Origin of the sequence: Paracrocinitomix mangrovi (assembly GCF_019740355.2) — a bacterium.
GTDB lineage: Bacteria > Bacteroidota > Bacteroidia > Flavobacteriales_D > Crocinitomicaceae > Paracrocinitomix > Paracrocinitomix mangrovi.
In genome coordinates this window covers 1,922,496-1,939,412 of record NZ_CP091819.1, presented here as the reverse complement: position 1 = coordinate 1,939,412, position 16,917 = coordinate 1,922,496, and the positions used below count along the sequence as shown (strand labels likewise).

20 protein-coding genes are annotated in these 16,917 nt (G+C 35.4%); 18 read left to right on the top strand and 2 right to left on the bottom strand.

Annotated features, from left to right (window positions below; genetic code table 11):
- Positions 1 to 135: 135 nt before the first annotated feature.
- The 6 genes from K6119_RS08725 (at position 136) to K6119_RS08700 (ending at position 5,558) form a co-directional block, all read left to right on the top strand.
- Positions 136 to 804, top strand: coding sequence for a succinate dehydrogenase cytochrome b subunit (locus K6119_RS08725; protein ID WP_221838325.1), 669 nt, complete (start codon positions 136 to 138; stop codon positions 802 to 804).
- 12 nt (positions 805 to 816) lie between these two features.
- Positions 817 to 2,832 carry a fumarate reductase/succinate dehydrogenase flavoprotein subunit gene (locus tag K6119_RS08720; protein ID WP_221838323.1) on the top strand — a complete coding sequence of 672 codons (2,016 nt, stop codon included), beginning with the start codon at positions 817 to 819 and terminating at the stop codon, positions 2,830 to 2,832.
- Positions 2,833 to 2,854: 22 nt separating this feature from the next.
- Positions 2,855 to 3,607 (top strand): succinate dehydrogenase/fumarate reductase iron-sulfur subunit, encoded by a 753-nt coding sequence (locus K6119_RS08715; RefSeq protein ID WP_221838719.1) that lies wholly within the window; start codon positions 2,855 to 2,857, stop codon positions 3,605 to 3,607.
- A 66-nt stretch (positions 3,608 to 3,673) separates the two neighbouring features.
- Complete coding sequence (locus K6119_RS08710) at positions 3,674 to 4,636, top strand: glycosyltransferase (protein WP_221838322.1); 963 nt, start codon at positions 3,674 to 3,676, stop codon at positions 4,634 to 4,636.
- Positions 4,637 to 4,721: 85 nt separating this feature from the next.
- Positions 4,722 to 5,102 carry a DUF7793 family protein gene (locus K6119_RS08705; RefSeq protein ID WP_221838321.1) on the top strand — a complete coding sequence of 127 codons (381 nt, stop codon included), beginning with the start codon at positions 4,722 to 4,724 and terminating at the stop codon, positions 5,100 to 5,102.
- 81 nt (positions 5,103 to 5,183) lie between these two features.
- A complete protein-coding gene (locus tag K6119_RS08700; RefSeq protein ID WP_221838320.1) occupies positions 5,184 to 5,558 on the top strand; it encodes a DUF7793 family protein in 375 nt (124 codons plus the stop codon).
- On the opposite strand, the gene K6119_RS08695 is transcribed toward K6119_RS08700, so the two are convergent.
- Together K6119_RS08695 and K6119_RS08690 are read right to left on the bottom strand one after the other, a co-directional pair.
- On the bottom strand, positions 5,555 to 6,127 hold the full coding sequence (locus K6119_RS08695) for a leucine-rich repeat domain-containing protein (protein ID WP_221838318.1): 573 nt from the start codon (positions 6,125 to 6,127) through the stop codon (positions 5,555 to 5,557). The two genes, K6119_RS08700 and K6119_RS08695, sit on opposite strands and share 4 nt — an antisense overlap.
- Positions 6,078 to 7,025 carry a bifunctional riboflavin kinase/FAD synthetase gene (locus tag K6119_RS08690; RefSeq protein WP_221838316.1) on the bottom strand — a complete coding sequence of 316 codons (948 nt, stop codon included), beginning with the start codon at positions 7,023 to 7,025 and terminating at the stop codon, positions 6,078 to 6,080. Before K6119_RS08690 ends, K6119_RS08695 begins: the two co-directional genes overlap by 50 nt.
- Before the next feature lie 167 nt (positions 7,026 to 7,192).
- On the opposite strand from K6119_RS08690, the gene atpD reads away from it, so the two are divergent.
- From atpD to K6119_RS08630, 12 genes are all read left to right on the top strand, one after another.
- A complete protein-coding gene (gene atpD, locus K6119_RS08685; protein ID WP_221838313.1) occupies positions 7,193 to 8,695 on the top strand; it encodes a F0F1 ATP synthase subunit beta in 1,503 nt (500 codons plus the stop codon).
- A gap of 11 nt (positions 8,696 to 8,706) precedes the next feature.
- Positions 8,707 to 8,994, top strand: a complete 288-nt coding sequence (locus K6119_RS08680) for a F0F1 ATP synthase subunit delta/epsilon (protein WP_221838311.1) — start codon at positions 8,707 to 8,709, stop codon at positions 8,992 to 8,994.
- Positions 8,995 to 9,194: 200 nt separating this feature from the next.
- Positions 9,195 to 9,953, top strand: coding sequence for an isoprenyl transferase (locus K6119_RS08675; protein ID WP_221838308.1), 759 nt, complete (start codon positions 9,195 to 9,197; stop codon positions 9,951 to 9,953).
- Positions 9,940 to 12,537 carry a BamA/OMP85 family outer membrane protein gene (locus K6119_RS08670; RefSeq protein ID WP_221838305.1) on the top strand — a complete coding sequence of 866 codons (2,598 nt, stop codon included), beginning with the start codon at positions 9,940 to 9,942 and terminating at the stop codon, positions 12,535 to 12,537. Before K6119_RS08675 ends, K6119_RS08670 begins: the two co-directional genes overlap by 14 nt.
- 94 nt (positions 12,538 to 12,631) lie before the next feature.
- Positions 12,632 to 13,159 (top strand): OmpH/Skp family outer membrane protein, encoded by a 528-nt coding sequence (locus K6119_RS08665; protein ID WP_221838303.1) that lies wholly within the window; start codon positions 12,632 to 12,634, stop codon positions 13,157 to 13,159.
- Positions 13,160 to 13,180: 21 nt separating this feature from the next.
- Positions 13,181 to 13,708, top strand: a complete 528-nt coding sequence (locus tag K6119_RS08660; RefSeq protein WP_221838301.1) for an OmpH family outer membrane protein — start codon at positions 13,181 to 13,183, stop codon at positions 13,706 to 13,708.
- 80 nt (positions 13,709 to 13,788) lie between these two features.
- Complete coding sequence (murI, locus tag K6119_RS08655) at positions 13,789 to 14,589, top strand: glutamate racemase (protein WP_221838298.1); 801 nt, start codon at positions 13,789 to 13,791, stop codon at positions 14,587 to 14,589.
- 50 nt (positions 14,590 to 14,639) lie between these two features.
- On the top strand, positions 14,640 to 15,056 hold the full coding sequence (locus K6119_RS08650) for a hypothetical protein (protein ID WP_221838296.1): 417 nt from the start codon (positions 14,640 to 14,642) through the stop codon (positions 15,054 to 15,056).
- Positions 15,049 to 15,444 (top strand): hypothetical protein, encoded by a 396-nt coding sequence (locus K6119_RS08645; protein WP_221838293.1) that lies wholly within the window; start codon positions 15,049 to 15,051, stop codon positions 15,442 to 15,444. Before K6119_RS08650 ends, K6119_RS08645 begins: the two co-directional genes overlap by 8 nt.
- On the top strand, positions 15,444 to 15,800 hold the full coding sequence (locus tag K6119_RS08640; RefSeq protein ID WP_221838290.1) for a hypothetical protein: 357 nt from the start codon (positions 15,444 to 15,446) through the stop codon (positions 15,798 to 15,800). The genes K6119_RS08645 and K6119_RS08640 overlap by 1 nt, the downstream gene beginning before the upstream one ends.
- 5 nt (positions 15,801 to 15,805) lie before the next feature.
- Complete coding sequence (gene pnuC, locus K6119_RS08635) at positions 15,806 to 16,399, top strand: nicotinamide riboside transporter PnuC (protein ID WP_221838286.1); 594 nt, start codon at positions 15,806 to 15,808, stop codon at positions 16,397 to 16,399.
- Positions 16,396 to 16,896 carry an AAA family ATPase gene (locus K6119_RS08630; RefSeq protein WP_221838283.1) on the top strand — a complete coding sequence of 167 codons (501 nt, stop codon included), beginning with the start codon at positions 16,396 to 16,398 and terminating at the stop codon, positions 16,894 to 16,896. The genes pnuC and K6119_RS08630 overlap by 4 nt, the downstream gene beginning before the upstream one ends.
- The last annotated feature ends 21 nt before the right edge of the window (positions 16,897 to 16,917 follow it).

Sequence of the window (16,917 nt, the reverse complement as noted above, 5' to 3'; positions counted from 1 at the left end):
GTTTTTAAACCTGAATTACACAAAGTCGATATGAAATGAGCCGTTAACAGATCACGAGCTGACTTTTTGACCAGGGCGTGATATGTATTAACGTGCGAATTCCATCTGGCGATTAAAAAATTTAATTACTAACAGATGAAAACATCAATCGCGAAGAAGATCTTAATGGCCTTATCTGGCTTTTTCTTACTTCTCTTTTTACTTCAACACGTGACAATAAATTCATTGTCCATTTGTTCGAAGGATGCATTTAATTCGGTATCTCACTTTATGGGTACCAATCCAATTGTTCAATTTGTATTGCAACCAATATTAGCATTTGGGGTGATTTTTCACCTTGCAATGGGCTTATACCTTGAGGGGCAAAACAGAAAAGCAAGAGCAGTTAAGTATCAAAAGATTAATTCAGCTGCTAATGCAAGTTGGATGTCTAGAAACATGGCCATAACCGGAATCATGATCTTGTTGTTTTTAGGACTTCATTTTTATGACTTTTGGTTCCCTGAGTTGAAAGTTAAATTCATTGAGGGAGATATGACAGGATTGGCTGCAAATGGTGAGTTCAGATATTGGGAAGAATTGCATCACAAGTTTACAGACCCAATCAGAACAGGTTTGTACAGCTTGGCATTTGTATTCTTATCGCTTCACTTAATGCACGGTTTCCAATCTGCATTCCAATCGGTAGGATTTAGACACAACAGATACACACCTGTTATTAAGAAATTAGGAATTTTATATGCGGTATTGGTACCATTAGGGTTCATTGTAATCGCATTATATCATTACGGAACACAACTTTAATACTATATCAAGATGTCAGTATTAGATTCAAGAATACCAGCAGGTCCAATTAAAGATAAGTGGACCAATCACAAAAACAAAATTAATGTCGTTAACCCGGCTAATAAGCGTTTGATAGATGTTATAGTTGTGGGAACCGGTTTGGCCGGTGGATCAGCTGCAGCTTCTTTAGCTGAGCTTGGGTATAAAGTAAAAGCATTTGCTTTTCAAGATTCTCCTCGTAGAGCGCACTCTATTGCCGCACAAGGAGGTATCAACGCGGCAAAAAACTATCAAAATGATGGTGACTCAGTTTACAGATTGTTTTACGATACTGTAAAAGGAGGCGACTATCGTGCAAGAGAAGCTAACGTTTATAGATTAGCCGAAGTTTCTGCAAATATTATTGACCAATGCGTTGCTCAAGGTGTTCCTTTTGCAAGAGATTATGGTGGATTATTGGATAATAGATCATTTGGAGGTGTATTAGTTTCTAGAACATTCTATGCCAAAGGTCAAACCGGACAGCAGTTGTTGTTAGGTGCTTATTCTGCCATGAACCGTCAAATTGGTAAAGGAAAAATCCAAATGTACAACAGACATGAAATGTTGGATTTGGTAATTGTAAATGGAAAAGCAAGAGGGGTTATTGTTAGAAACTTGGTGACTGGGGCTATTGAAAGACACTCAGCACATGCAGTTGTATTGGCTACCGGAGGTTATGGAAACGTATTCTTCCTTTCAACCAACGCAATGGGTTCTAACGTGACTGCGGCTTGGAGAGCTCATAGAAGAGGTGCTTTCTTTGCGAATCCTTGCTATACTCAAATTCACCCAACTTGTATTCCACGTTCAGGTGATTATCAGTCGAAATTGACTTTGATGTCTGAGTCATTGAGAAATGACGGTAGAATTTGGGTTCCTAAGAAAATGGAAGATGTAGAGAAAATCAGATCTGGAGCTATTAAGCCAAAAGATTTGAAAGAAGAAGATAGAGATTACTATTTGGAAAGAAGATATCCTGCTTTTGGTAACCTTGTGCCAAGAGACGTTGCTTCCAGAGCAGCAAAAGAAAGATGTGATGCAGGTTTTGGTGTGAATCAAACTGGTGAAGCAGTTTTCTTAGATTTTGCTTCTGCAATTCAAAGATATGGTAAAGAAAAAGCGAATGTATTAGGTGAGCATAATGCTACTCCTGATCGTATTACTGCGCTTGGTAAAGGAGTAATCGAAGATAAGTATGGAAACTTATTCCAGATGTATCAAAAAATTACAGATGACAATCCTTACGAAACTCCAATGAAAATTTATCCTGCAGTTCACTATACAATGGGAGGTTTATGGGTTGATTACAACTTAATGACTACCATCCCGGGATGTTATGCAGCAGGTGAAGCAAATTTCTCAGATCACGGAGCAAATAGATTAGGAGCATCTGCTCTAATGCAAGGTTTGGCTGATGGTTACTTTGTATTGCCTTATACAATTGGAGATTATTTAGCTGACGAAATTAGAACAGGTCCAATTTCAACAGATTCACCTGAATTTGATGAGGCTGAAAAAGCTGTTACAGACAGATTGACTCAGTTGATGAATATTCAAGGATCACAATCTGTTGATTCATTCCACAAGCGATTAGGAAAAGTAATGTGGGATAAAGTTGGGATGTCTAGAAATGCAAAAGGATTAGAAGAAGCAATTGTAGAAATTCAACAAATTAAAGACGAGTTCTGGAAAGATGTGAAGATTCCTGGTTCAATGGATGAATACAATCCGGAATTAGAAAAAGCAGGAAGAGTAGCTGATTTCTTAGAATTAGGAATTTTGTTTGCGAAAGATGCATTGCACAGAAATGAATCATGCGGAGGTCACTTTAGAGAAGAGTCTGTTGAGGAATCAGGAGAACAACAAGGTGAAGCAAAACGTGATGACGTAAACTTCAAATATGTTGCAGCATGGGAGTGGACAGGAAATCCTGCAGATTCAAACTTGCACAAAGAAGAATTAGAATTTAATGACATTGAACTAAAACAACGTTCATACAAATAAGAGAGATATGTCTGATAAAGGAATGAATTTAACATTGAAAGTTTGGCGTCAAAAAAACGCCAGCGATAAAGGTAGAATGGAAACCTATCAATTATCTGATGTTTCTGAGCACATGTCTTTCTTAGAAATGTTGGATGTATTGAATGAGCAATTGATCAATGAAGGTAAAGAGCCTGTAGCATTTGATCATGATTGTCGTGAGGGAATTTGTGGAATGTGTTCGCTTCAAATTAATGGTGAGCCACACGGACCAGATAGAGGAGTTACTACTTGTCAGTTGCACATGAGAATGTTCAAAGATGGTGATACAATTGTTATAGAACCATTTAGAGCGAAAGCTTTCCCTGTGATTAAGGATTTAGTAGTTGACAGATCGTCTTTTGACAGAATTCAACATGCCGGAGGTTTTATTTCAGTAAACACTTCTGGTAATACACAAGATGCAAATGCAATCCCGGTAGAAAAAGATAAAGCTGATAAAGCTTTTGATGCAGCTACTTGTATTGGATGTGGTGCTTGTGTTGCCGCATGTAAAAATGCGTCTGCAATGTTGTTTGTTTCTGCAAAAGTTTCACAATTTGCTTTGTTGCCTCAAGGTAAAATTGAAGCAAAAGATCGTGTATTAAATATGGTTCATCAAATGGATTTAGAAGGGTTTGGTAACTGTTCAAATACAGGAGCATGTGAAGTGGAATGTCCTAAAGGAATTAGCTTGGAGAACATTGCAAGAATGAATAGAGAATATTTAAAAGCTTCTATTGTTAAAGAAAAATAAAAGCAATTAAAGATGATAATTGAAAGGCTCCTGCATTTGTAGGAGCCTTTTTTTATATTTATTGATATGTTGCCAGGTGAAATACATGATAAAACTGTTATAGTAGCTCCGCTCGATTGGGGGATGGGGCATGTAACAAGATGTATTCCCCTAATTCGTCAATTTATAAGTCAAAATTGTAAAGTAGTATTTGCAGCCAACCATTTGGGAATTGAATTGATTAAAAAGGATTTTTCCAATATAGAAGTTGAGCTAATTCCCGGTTATGAAGTAACATTAGATTCAGAAAGATCAACTTATCTGCAAATGTTTTCTCAATTCAGAAAGTTGGCCAATAAAGCAAAAAGAGAGGCTAGTCTTGCGCAAAATTTAGCTGATAAACATAAGGCTGATATAATAGTTTCAGACAATAGATACGGATTTCACAGTACTAAAACTTACAATATTATACTAACCCATCAGTTGAATCCAATGGTGCCGTACTTCCGAAAAACGGTGCGATCTAAAATCAGAAAATACATTTCAGCCTTTGATGAATGTTGGATTCCTGACAATGAAAAAAAATCTATTTGTGGGGATTTATTAAATGCACAAGTAGATGTACCCAAAAGTTATATTGGATGGCTTGGGAGATTTGCTTTGTCGAACAATGGTGTCATTCACCGAAAATATCTGGCAATTGTATCAGGTCCCGAACCCGAAAGAAGTAGGTTTCAAAAACTGTTATCAGAATGGTTAGAAAAATCAGGTGAAGTATATACAATTGTTTCTCCGCTTGCAAATGATTCAAATAATGTTGTAGTTAATCCTTCAACACAAGAATTGTCCAAATTGATTGAGGAAAGTGAAATTGTAATTTCAAGAGCAGGTTATACCACTATAATGGAGATGCTTATTCTAAATAAGAAAGCAATATTGATCCCTACAAATGGACAGTATGAACAGCTTTACTTGGCCTCTCATATTAATGATGCAGCACTTAACTTTCTAACTGAGAAAGAGTTAGAAACTCAACTCTGTATTAATTAATTGTTAATTTATCAACAATTATAATGTCGTGATAGTAAATGTTTTACTTTTATCGAACTACGTATAAAAACCTAAACCTCAAAAGATGAAAGATGTAGTTGATTTGCCAAAGGCTTCTGTAGAAAAAGTGGATAATGACATTTTAATCACACACTACAAGTCACATATGGCAATCTCAGAAGATGATGCAAAAGAGATTGACAATGCCTATCTTACAATGTCTCAAGGCGGAGATATGTTTGTGATTGTTGACATGACAGCAGGTGGAACTAAGATTGACAAGGAAGCCGAATATTACTTTGCAAAAAAGTGTAAAATGATGCCTTATATCAAAGCAATGGCTGTTGTAAAAGATCAAAAACCAAATTTGTTAGCTAGAATCCTTAGTAAAAAAGCAATTTTTCCTCAAAAAGAGTTCATTAGCGCAGAAGATGCTAAGGCTTGGATTTCTTCTTTGAGAAATTAATTGTCATTTATCGAATTTCTAACATTTTTTTAAAATGAATTGCCTAGATTGTATTGACTGATATTATCTAAAACTATACCCATGGAGTTAGCAAAAGCATCAATTATCAAAATAGATCCGGACATCATTTTAATCAAATACAAAGAAGGAGCAAAAATTTCAGAGACTGACGCACGTGAAATTGACGAAGCACAATTAACCATGTGTCAAGGAAATGACGTATTCATTATTGCAGATCTTTTAAATGGTAATCCGGAGATAGACAAACTGGCTGAGGATTATTATGTGAACAAAGGAAGGATGATTCCATTTACCAAAGGAATTGCCATTGTTGCCAAAACTAAAAGCTCACTGTTCTCAAGATTATTTGGAAAAACAACTCGTACACTTTATCCAACAAAAGAATTTGCTTCTGTGGATGAAGCAAAGGCTTGGTTAAGTTCAATCAGGGGTTAATTACAATTACAGGCAGTATCAAATTCAATTTGAACCCAGGGAATTAGATTAGTGATTTTTAATTGCTCGTCCTTGGTAAAATTTATTCCACTTAGGTCTAAGCTTCTTAAGTTTCTAAGTTTCGACATGGTTTCAGGTAAACCATCTAAAGGATTAAACCAAATATCAAACACTTGTAGGTCTTGTAAGTCGCCGATACAATCAGGAATACTTTCAATTTCGTTTTTACCCATAAATAAATTTCGAAGTGCTGTATTTTGACAAATAGCTGCAGGGAATTTTTCAAATTTATTACGACTTACGTCCAATATTCTTAAATCGCTAAATTTCATATCATCAGGTAAGCTGGTCAATTTGTTTTTAGACAAATTCAATTCCTGTAAATTTTTAAATCGATAAATTTCTTTGGGAACTTCTGTTAGTTTTCCTTTGCTGAGGTCTAGTCTGTAAACAGAATCAACAGGAGCTGTTAATGCTTCTTCCAAACTTCCATACATTTTGTATTTCTGTCCAAAGCTATTAAAGGCTAGAAGTAGACTGATCCAAAATACGCTTACTATTAATTTCATCTTGATGTAATTGTTTTTTTAAATCTTCAATTGAATTAAATGATTGTTCTTCTCTAATCTTTGCAATTACAAATACAACAATCTTAGTGCCGTATAAGTTACGATTGAAATTAAATATGTTGACTTCTATTCTTTTTTCATTTGAATTTGAAACTGTAGGACGATATCCGATATTCATCATTCCATCATACATTTCCCCATCAATTTTAACCTGAACAGCATATACTCCAATATTTGGCAAAATCTGAGTTTCACTAAATAACTGGATATTTGCTGTAGGGAAACCAATGGTAGTTCCAATCTTGTCTCCGTCTTTAACTGTTCCCTTAAAGCAAAAAGGAGAGCCTAAATAGGCATTGGCTTTTGTAATGTCGCCTTCTTTTATTGCACTGCGTATTTTTGTAGAGCTAATTTTTATTTCATCCTGTTCAAAAGCAGGAATTTGAACTACGTCAAAATTGTAAACAGCTCCAAGTTCTTGCAGTAAATCAATGTTACCTTCTCTGTTTTTACCAAAGTGATGATTGTAACCAATTGTCATTACACGAACGCCTAATTTGTTGACTAAAATATTTCTTACAAATTCGGTGGCAGTTTGTTTGGCGAACTCCAAAGTGAAAGGATGAAGTATCAAATGATCAACTCCTTCTTCAGCTAATCTTTCAATTCTTCGGTCAATATCCTGAATTAATTCCAAATTATGGTCCTCTGGGTGTAAAACTATTCTTGGATGTGGATGAAATGTGAATAAAACACTTTCACCCTCAACTTTTTGGGCGTTTTCCTTTAAAAATTTGATGATTTTTTGATGACCTAAGTGCACTCCATCAAACGTCCCTAGTGTGATTACAGGGTTTTTGATCTCAGGAACTTCATCTACAGAATAATAAACTTTCAATTCAACTCATTTTTAGTCGCTTGTCTTAAAAATGGCCTTTTTTACAAGCTAAAAATGTACTTCGGTCCAAAGTTATGGAAAAAACTTTCAACAAATTCGGACAGTAAATGTAAAATGCACTAAATTTGCACCCGAAAATTGAACACGCACATTAAAAGTTGTAGATAATGTCTAACATTAAAGGAAAGATTTCACAGGTTATTGGACCTGTTATCGACGTCACATTTGATAAAGGAACTGAACTTCCTAACATCATGGATGCATTGGAAGTTACAAAAACTGATGGATCAAAAGTTGTTTTAGAAGTACAGCAACACATTGGTGACGATCAAGTAAGAAGTATAGCAATGGATTCATCTGATGGATTTACCAGAGGTATGGAGGTAGTAGCAACTGGTTCTCCTATCAAAATGCCTAAAGGTGAAGCGATCAAAGGAAGATTGTTTAATGTAATTGGTGATTCAATTGATGGTTTGCCAAATGTTGATAAAGCAGATGGTATGCCTATCCACAGAGAAGCACCAAGATTTGAAGATTTATCAACTTCAACTGAGGTACTTTTTACAGGGATTAAAGTAATCGACTTGATTGAGCCTTACGCAAAAGGAGGTAAAATTGGATTGTTCGGTGGAGCCGGTGTAGGTAAAACTGTATTGATTCAAGAGTTGATCAACAATATCGCAAAAGCTTATTCAGGAATTTCAGTATTTGCCGGAGTAGGTGAGCGTACAAGAGAAGGAAACGATTTGTTGAGAGAGATGTTAGAGTCTGGAATTATCACTTACGGTGATGACTTCATGCATGATATGGAGCAAGGAGGATGGGATCTTTCAAAAATCGATCAGGAAAAACTAAAAGATTCAAAAGCAACATTCGTATTTGGTCAGATGAATGAGCCTCCAGGAGCACGTGCTCGTGTAGCGCTTTCAGGATTAACTTTGGCTGAGTACTACAGAGATGGTGATGGTGAAGGAAAAGGAAATGATATCCTTTTCTTCGTAGACAACATCTTTAGATTTACGCAAGCAGGTTCTGAGGTGTCAGCACTATTAGGACGTATGCCATCTGCGGTAGGGTACCAACCTACATTAGCAACTGAGATGGGTGCTATGCAAGAGCGTATTACTTCAACTAAAAACGGTTCAATTACTTCAGTTCAGGCGGTATACGTACCTGCGGATGACTTAACTGACCCGGCTCCGGCAACTACATTTGCCCACTTGGATGCAACTACAGTATTGTCAAGAAAAATTGCTTCATTAGGTATTTACCCAGCGGTGGATCCTCTTGATTCAACTTCAAGAATCTTGACTCCAGAAATCGTAGGTGAAGATCATTACGGATGTGCTCAAAGAGTAAAAGAAACACTTCAACGTTATAAAGAACTTCAAGATATTATCGCCATCCTTGGTATGGACGAGTTGTCTGAAGAAGATAAATTGGTTGTACATAGAGCAAGACGTGTTCAACGTTTCTTGTCTCAACCATTCCACGTTGCAGAACAGTTTACAGGATTAAAAGGTGCTTTGGTTGATATTAACGATACAATCAAAGGATTTAACATGATCTTGGACGGTGAAGTTGACAAATATCCAGAAGCTGCATTTAACTTGAAAGGTTCAATTGATGAAGTAATTGAAGCTGGAGAGAAGATGTTGGCTGAAAACTAAAAAATATCAATATGATATTAGAAGTTATAACTCCGGACGCAATGTTGTTCAAAGGGCAAATCAAACAAGTGATTTTGCCGGGACTTGATGGTTCTTTTGGTGTGTTGAGTAATCACGCTCCAATGATTTCAGGATTGGCTGAAGGAACTGTTAAAGTTGAGCAGATTGTGGACAAGAACAGAGAAGAAAAAGAAGGAAAATTCAACGTTGAACACAGCAATGACCCTGTTTTTACTTTCGATATCAAAGGTGGTGTGATAGAAGTAAAAGATAACAAGGTGATGGTGTTAGCGGAGTAACAATATCTACAATTTAATTATCAAAGGCCCAATTCCCTCAGTGAATTGGGCTTTTTTGTGAAATTAAATCCCTTTTTGAAGCTGTGTTTTACAGTTTGAATAAAGTTAAACCTTGTTAAATAAGCAATGAATAATAGTCATCTGCGTTCTATTCCCATTGCATAATAAAAAAAAACACGCATTTTTGTGCCATCAATAAAATGAGCGTAAAAGACCGTTTAGATATCAATAACATTCCTGAGCATGTGGCTATCATTATGGATGGGAATGGTCGTTGGGCAAAATCCAAAGGACAAATGAGGTTGTTTGGCCACGCTATGGGTGTTGAATCTGTGCGTGAAGCTTTAAAAGCAGCTACTGAAATAAAGGTCAAATATCTTACGCTTTATGCTTTTTCAACTGAGAACTGGAATAGACCAAAAGAAGAAGTAGATGGTTTAATGGATTTATTGGTGACAACAATTGCCAATGAAATTGAATCTTTAAATGAAAATGATGTTAGGTTAGATGCAATTGGTAATATTGATGAATTGCCTACCAAGTGTAATCAAGAATTAAAGAATGCCATTGAACGAACCAAATCAAATAAAGGAACATGTCTAATTCTTGCTTTGAATTACAGTTCAAAATTTGAAATCAAATCGGCAATAAAACAAATTGCTGAAAAATATAAACAAGGAGAAATTGAATTGTCTGATATTTCTGACCAAATGGTAAGTGATCATCTTTTTACAGCCGGAATTCCCGATCCTGAATTGATGATAAGAACCAGTGGTGAGTTGAGAATCAGCAATTTTTTATTGTGGCAGTTAGCATATAGCGAATTGCACTTTACACCAATATTTTGGCCTGAGTTTAAAAAAGAGAATTTTTATCAGGCGATTTATGATTACCAAAACAGGGAAAGAAGATTTGGAATGGTAAGTGAACAAATAAACAAAGCCAATGAAGAAGCTTAAATCTTTATTTCTCGTAATATCAATTTTAGTTGCGTCAGTATCAAATGCGCAAATTGGTCAAAATCCAACTTATTTAAGTCCTAGTAAACATACTATTGCTCAGGTTAAGGTTGAAAATGTGGATAATCTTAATCATGATGCCATCCGATTAATTGCCGGATTGGAAGTGGGTAAAGAAATTACGGTTCCGGGAGACGATATTACATCAGCTATTAAAAAATTGTGGGATCAAGGTCTATTCAGCAAGGTTGAAATAGGGTATACACACATTGATCCATTAACAGGTGATATCTTCTTGTACATTTTATTAGATGAATTACCCAAATTGAAAGACTATAGTTTTAGTGAAAATGTTTCAAATAGTGAGGCTAATAAAATTCGAGAAGCAATTGATTTAAGTGCTGGTATGACCATTACTGAATCTCTGAAAAGAAACACCGAAAATCAAGTTAGAGGTTTTTACCAGGAAAAGGGGTTTTTAAATGCAGATATTGATGTTGTTGAAGTTGTTGATACAAATGGATACAAAACAAGGTCATTAAAAATCCTGGTTGACAAAAAACAAAGAGTTAAAATTGATCACATCACTTTCCATAACAATGAAGTTGAAAAGGACGAGAAAAAGTCTTTTATAGAAAATCTTAAAGTTAGAACATCTGTTTCTGATGCTGGATTAAGAAGAGCAATGGATGATACCAAGAAAAAAGGTGTCATGCGAATTTTTAGTAGATCAAAGTTTAATGAAACAGCTTATGAAAGAGACAAAATAGCTGTTATCCAAAAGTATAATGCAATTGGGTTAAGAGATGCACAAATTATCAAAGATTCTGTTTATACAATGGAAGACGGTAATCTGGGAATTGAAATGTGGATTGATAAAGGTGATGAGTACTATTTTGGTGATATTGTTTGGGTAGGGAATACTAAATATACTGACGGGCAATTAGATACTATTCTGGGAATTAAAAAAGGTGAATTGTATGATAAGTCTTTATTAGAGCAAAGATTGTACATGTCACCTGATGGAAGAGATATCACTTCTTTATACATGGATAGAGGTTACTTGTTTTTCAATGTTCAGGCAGTAGAGATGAATATCAATGATCAAAATGAAATTAATTACGAGATCAGAATTAACGAAGGAAAACAAGCGAGAATTAAAAACATCTATATCTACGGAAACACTAAAACAAATGATCATGTAATTCTAAGAGAAATTAGAACCAAGCCGGGTGACTTGTTCAATAGAAATGATATCATTAGAACACAAAGAGAGTTGGCAAACCTTGGTTATTTTGATCCAGAGCAATTTAATGTTAACCCTATTCCTAATCCGCAAGATGGAACAGTTGATATCGAGTATTATGTTGTAGAAAAATCATCTGACCAAATTGAGTTGTCGGGTGGATATGGTGCAGGAAGGTTAATTGGAACTTTAGGATTGTCATTTACCAATTTCTCTACAAAAAATTTCTTTAAAAAAGGAGCTTGGCAACCTCTTCCGGCGGGAGATGGACAAAGGTTAAGTATCAGAGGTCAAACTTACGGTAGAGGATATCAATCTTACAACCTTTCATTTACTGAGCCTTGGTTAGGTGGAAGAAAACCAAGATCATTGACTGTTTTTGGTTCGCATTCATTATTGTCAAATTCATTAGCTAAAACAGATGCTGCTTATCAACAAACTTCAATAACTTCGGTAGGTGTTGGTTTAGGATCAAGATTAAAATGGCCGGATGATTATTTCCAGATTTATGGTGAGTTGAATTATCAGTATTATGATTTGAGAAACTCTAGTTATTTCATTTTCTCTGATGGTTATTCAAATAACATTTCACTTAAAATGGTATTGACAAGAAACTCAATTGATCAACCAATTTTCCCAAAAAGTGGATCCAAATTTACTTTAACTACAAAAGCTACATTGCCTTATTCTGTGTTTAACGGTGTTACTGATGCTGAGTACGCAACGCAAACTGATCAAGAGAGATATAAATATGCTGAATATTACAAGATCAAATTTACAGGTGAGTGGTATACGCCATTGACAAGAAATAAGAATCCTTTGGTTTTGATGACCAAGTTCGGATTTGGATTCCTGGGGGCTTATAACAATGCAAGAGGTGTTTCACCATTTGAAAGATTCTATTTAGGAGGATCAGGTTTAAATGGTACATGGCAGTTTGATGGTAGAGAAATTATCGCTTTAAGAGGATACAACGGAACCAGTCCGGTTTCTCCAACTACTGGTGGAACAGTGATTTCAAAGTATACCGTTGAGTTAAGATATCCTGTGTCATTGAATCCGAATGCAACTATTTATGCATTGTTGTTTGCTGAAGCAGGAAATACGTATAACGGATTTACAGATTTTAACCCATTCAATGTCAAGCGATCAGCAGGAGCAGGTGTTAGGGTTTTCTTACCAATGTTTGGTATGTTAGGAGTTGATTTTGCCTGGGGATTTGATCCACTGGATCCGGGAGCTGCAGGAGCGGCTCAGGCTGATGATCCTGGAACTAATCCTAAAGGATATGCTTTCGGTTTCTTCCCTATTATTGGTATGAATATTGGAGATTTATAATTGATTTTTTGGCATTAGTGGATTATTGTTAAATTCGCAGCCTCAAAACTCATTGATTTTGAAATAAAGTCAAGATTTGTGAGTTATTGGAAATATGAAAAAAGCATTAGGAATATTAATATTGTTTTTAGGCCTTTCTAATTTGGCTTCTGCTCAACGTTACGCGTATGTTGATACCCAATTTATCTTGGACAACATTCCTGAATATGCAGAGGCACAAACTGAATTGGATAGGTTAACTGAGCTTTGGTTAAAAGAAGTTGAAGATAGATTCAATTTGGTAGATCAAAAGAGAAGAGAGTTTGAGGCAGAAAAAATCCTTTTACCGGAAGAGATAAAAAACCAAAGACTAAAAGAAATTAATAAGTTGGAAGCTGAGGCTAAACAACTACAAAAACAAAGATTTGGAGTAGGTGGAGATCTTTTTATGAAGCGAGAAGAGTTGATTAAACCTATTCAGGATCAGATTTATACAGCTATTCAAACCATTGCAGAGGAAAGAAACTTTGCCTTTGTGTTTGACAAGGCAAATCAATCTAATTTGCTTTTTGCAGACCCTAAATATGACATCTCAAGACAGGTGTTAATAAAAATGGGCATCAAAGTTGATAATAGAAATTAAGAGATACATAAACAAAGAAAAATGAAGAAGATAATAATTGCATTTATTGCCATATTCACATTAGGTGCTTTCACAACTAACGCACAGGATTTAAAATTTGCTCATGTAAGAAGTGCTGAAGTTTTAGATAGTATTCAATCATACAAGGATTTGGTAAAAGAAGAGGGGAAAATTAACGCAGAGGCGCAAAAGCAATATCAAAATATCCAAAAACAAATGGAGCGTATTCAAATGGAAGCGGATACTACTGCTGATAGATTCCAACTTGATATGTTAAGTTCAGATTTTCAAAAAAAGCAAATGGATATGCAGAATTTGGAAATTTATACGCAAAATCAGTTGCAAATTTTACAAGAGCGTTTGATGAAGTTGATGGAAATGTACAGAGATGCTGTTAGTGAGATTGCAAAGAAAAATGGAATTACTTATGTTTTTGATGCAGATCAGCAATTGTTGTTTGCAGGACCTGAAGGAAAAGATATTACTAATGAAGTAAGATCAAAGCTTTTAGAAATGGATAATGCAAATCCTGTTCACAGATTTGAGTAAAAACTAATCGAATAATATTTTAAACCCTGATATTTAATTAAAATGTCAGGGTTTTTTGTTTTTTGGATTACATTTAAATCATGAACAACAAACCCATTGGAATATTTGATTCTGGAATTGGTGGATTAACCGTAGCTAAAGCCATCAAAGAAGCTTTGCCAAATGAACGTATCATCTATTTTGGAGATACGGCTCACTTGCCTTATGGTGATAAGTCCAAGGAATCAATTAGAGCCTATTCTAAGCGAATAACTGGGTTTTTACTATCAAAGGGGTGTAAAGCAATAGTTATTGCCTGTAATACGGCTTCAGCTCATGCTTATTCCGAATTGCGAAAGTTTTACCCAAAGGTTCCGATTATCAATGTGGTTAATCCAACTGTTAATTATTGCGCTGAAAAATTTGATGCCGGAAAAGTAGCTGTGATGGCTACCAAGGGAACTATTAAGTCAAGAATTTATCCCCGAAAGATTAAAAAGAAAAATCCTGCATTGGAGGTTCCTCAAGTGGCAGCTCCATTATTGGTGCCAATGATTGAAGAAGGTTATTTTAACAACAATATCTCACAAACTATTATCAATTCATATCTGTCGGCTAAAAATCTTCAGGATATTCAAGCATTGATTTTGGGTTGTACACATTATCCACTTATCAAAAGTGAAGTAGAACACTTTTTTCAAGGTGATGTTGAAGTAATTGACTCGGCATCTGTTGTCGCAGAATTCACTAAAAAAGTCCTTAAAAAAGAAGGGTTAGAAGCCGATAAACCTGAAGGTAAAGATCAATTTATCGTTTCAGATTATACTTCTTCGTTTGAAGAAACATCCAAACTATTCTTCGGAAAATCAGTGCATTTGGTAGAAGAACGCATCTGGGATTAAAGATCAATCATTTTTAATTGTTACTTTTCATCATTCATTAAATTAATATTATGTCTGAAGAAGTTTTAGATGACGGTATTGAAGCTGTCGGAGTATGGGCTGTTAAAATTGATAAAAACGAAGCCACATATCCATTTGAAAATACAACCAAAGAAGATTTGGCGCAAAAAGTACAAACCTTTTTAGGGAAAGAAAAATATATCCTCAAAGTAGGTAACAACCAAAATGGAGAGTATCACAGAGGAAGCAAAGTTCTTCGTTTTTTATTAGGTGCTTTTCACAAACATTTTGTTTGGAAAGTGACCATTTTTGATGAAGGAGATTTAGTGATTTTGCGCATTAGAAAAAATGAAAAAGGATACATGGGTGGCGTTATCGGTGTTTCTCAAGTTGGTACAGAATGGCAAAGATTAACAAGGATTTTAAAAGAATATCACCAAAGGCAACATACGCCTAAAAATGAATGAGAGGTTTCCATATCATTTATTAAATACACTAATGATAGCAGGTGGAGTTGGGTTTATGCTAAATATGCTCAACCTGCTTGATTTTTTATTGCAACTTAAAATCGTTCATTTTTTAGCCATAATTGGATCTGCCGTTATTTTGAAAGTGGTTTATGGTTTTATGAAACCAACTGCAAAAGATCCTATTTCAAATCATCCAATTGCCAAAAGACTTTTCTTTTTGAGTATGGCTGTTTTGGCAACTGCTTTGGTGATGCGTCAATATTATATTGCTCACTACAATTTGCTGTTATATGCAGATATTTTATTGCAAATAGGTACCTTGGTCATCTCATTTACTCCCTGGGCTAATAGACCGGTTGAAAATGATGAAATTCTTGACGCTTAATGCCTGACTACAAATTCTTAGTAAATGATTCTGTCCTTGATGCCGAGCTTATTTCTGTAGATGAAATTGGAAAAGTTCAGCATGTCAATAATTTTGGAGAAGCTTTAAATGCAGAAAATGCTGGAGCAGACGCCGTTATTTGGACAGGAGAGAATTTAAATGAACTGGAAGGATTGTCTCCCATAAAACCGGCTTACGGCTGGATGATAGTAAGCATCAATATTCCAATTTATTTGAAAGTAGTGGACCTGAATGTACTGTCGCAAATCTCAAATATTAGATTAAGCGGATTTTACATTGAAAATGTCGAATTGCTGAGCGAGTTAAAGAAAAAACTTGAATCTTTGCAACCGTGAAGGAAATGTTTGCAGAATTGTGGCTGAATATTTTGGCTACCACCATCTTTGAGTGGTTTGCCGTGGTAACCGGTGTTATCTACGTAATATTGGCTGCTCGCAAAAATATTTGGTGCTGGGTATTCGCTCTCTTCAGTTCCATACTTTATGTTTATTTGTGTTTTTCAGCTCAACTTTACCTGGAGTCCTTTTTACAATTGTTTTATGTGATTATGGCAATTGTTGGATGGTTTACCTGGTATCATTCACAAGAGGATGAGGGTTTCATTATTAAATGGCCCATTAAATATCATGCTATAAATATTGTTGCTAGTGCTGTTGTGGCTTTAATGTTGGGTGGATATTTCGCATGGTATACAGATCAACAAAATCCTTTTACTGATGCTTTTACGACTGTTTTTAGCTTGGCAGCAACTTTTATGGTTACCAGAAGAGTGTTGAATAACTGGTGGTATTGGGTGGTAATTGATCTGGTGTCTATTTTCTTGTATAGTGGAAGAGGCTTGTATCTTTCTTCTTTACTGTTTTTGATTTTTACAATTATTGCTGTGTTTGGATGGATATCATGGCGCAAACAATTTAATTCTCAAACTGCATGAAGCGCATTGCAATAACGGGAGCAGAATGCTCGGGCAAAACAACGTTGACAGAACAATTGGCACGTCATTATGGTGTTAAATGGGTAGCTGAGTACGCGCGCACTTTTTTAGATCAAACTGATGGCAATTATAGTCAAACAGATTTGGATAAAATAGCCGAAGGTCAATTAAGAGCAACTTGTGCTTTAAATGGAACAGACTTATTGTTATCAGATACAGAAATGCTGGTAATGAAAGTTTGGTCTGAATACAAATATGGATCCTGTAGTCCATATATTGAGCAACTTTGGGAAGAGCAGGAGTTTGATTTGTATCTACTTTGCAAACCTGATATCCCATATGAAGATGATGGTCTAAGAGAAAATCCCAATGATAGAGATGAGTTATTTGAAAAATACTTAACTGAACTAGCCGATTCAGGACGTCGTTTCATCATTATTGAGGGAGATCATAATCAAAGATTAAATCAGGCAATTAAGGCAATAGATAACCTTTAATTGAAAACATTTCCGTTTTCA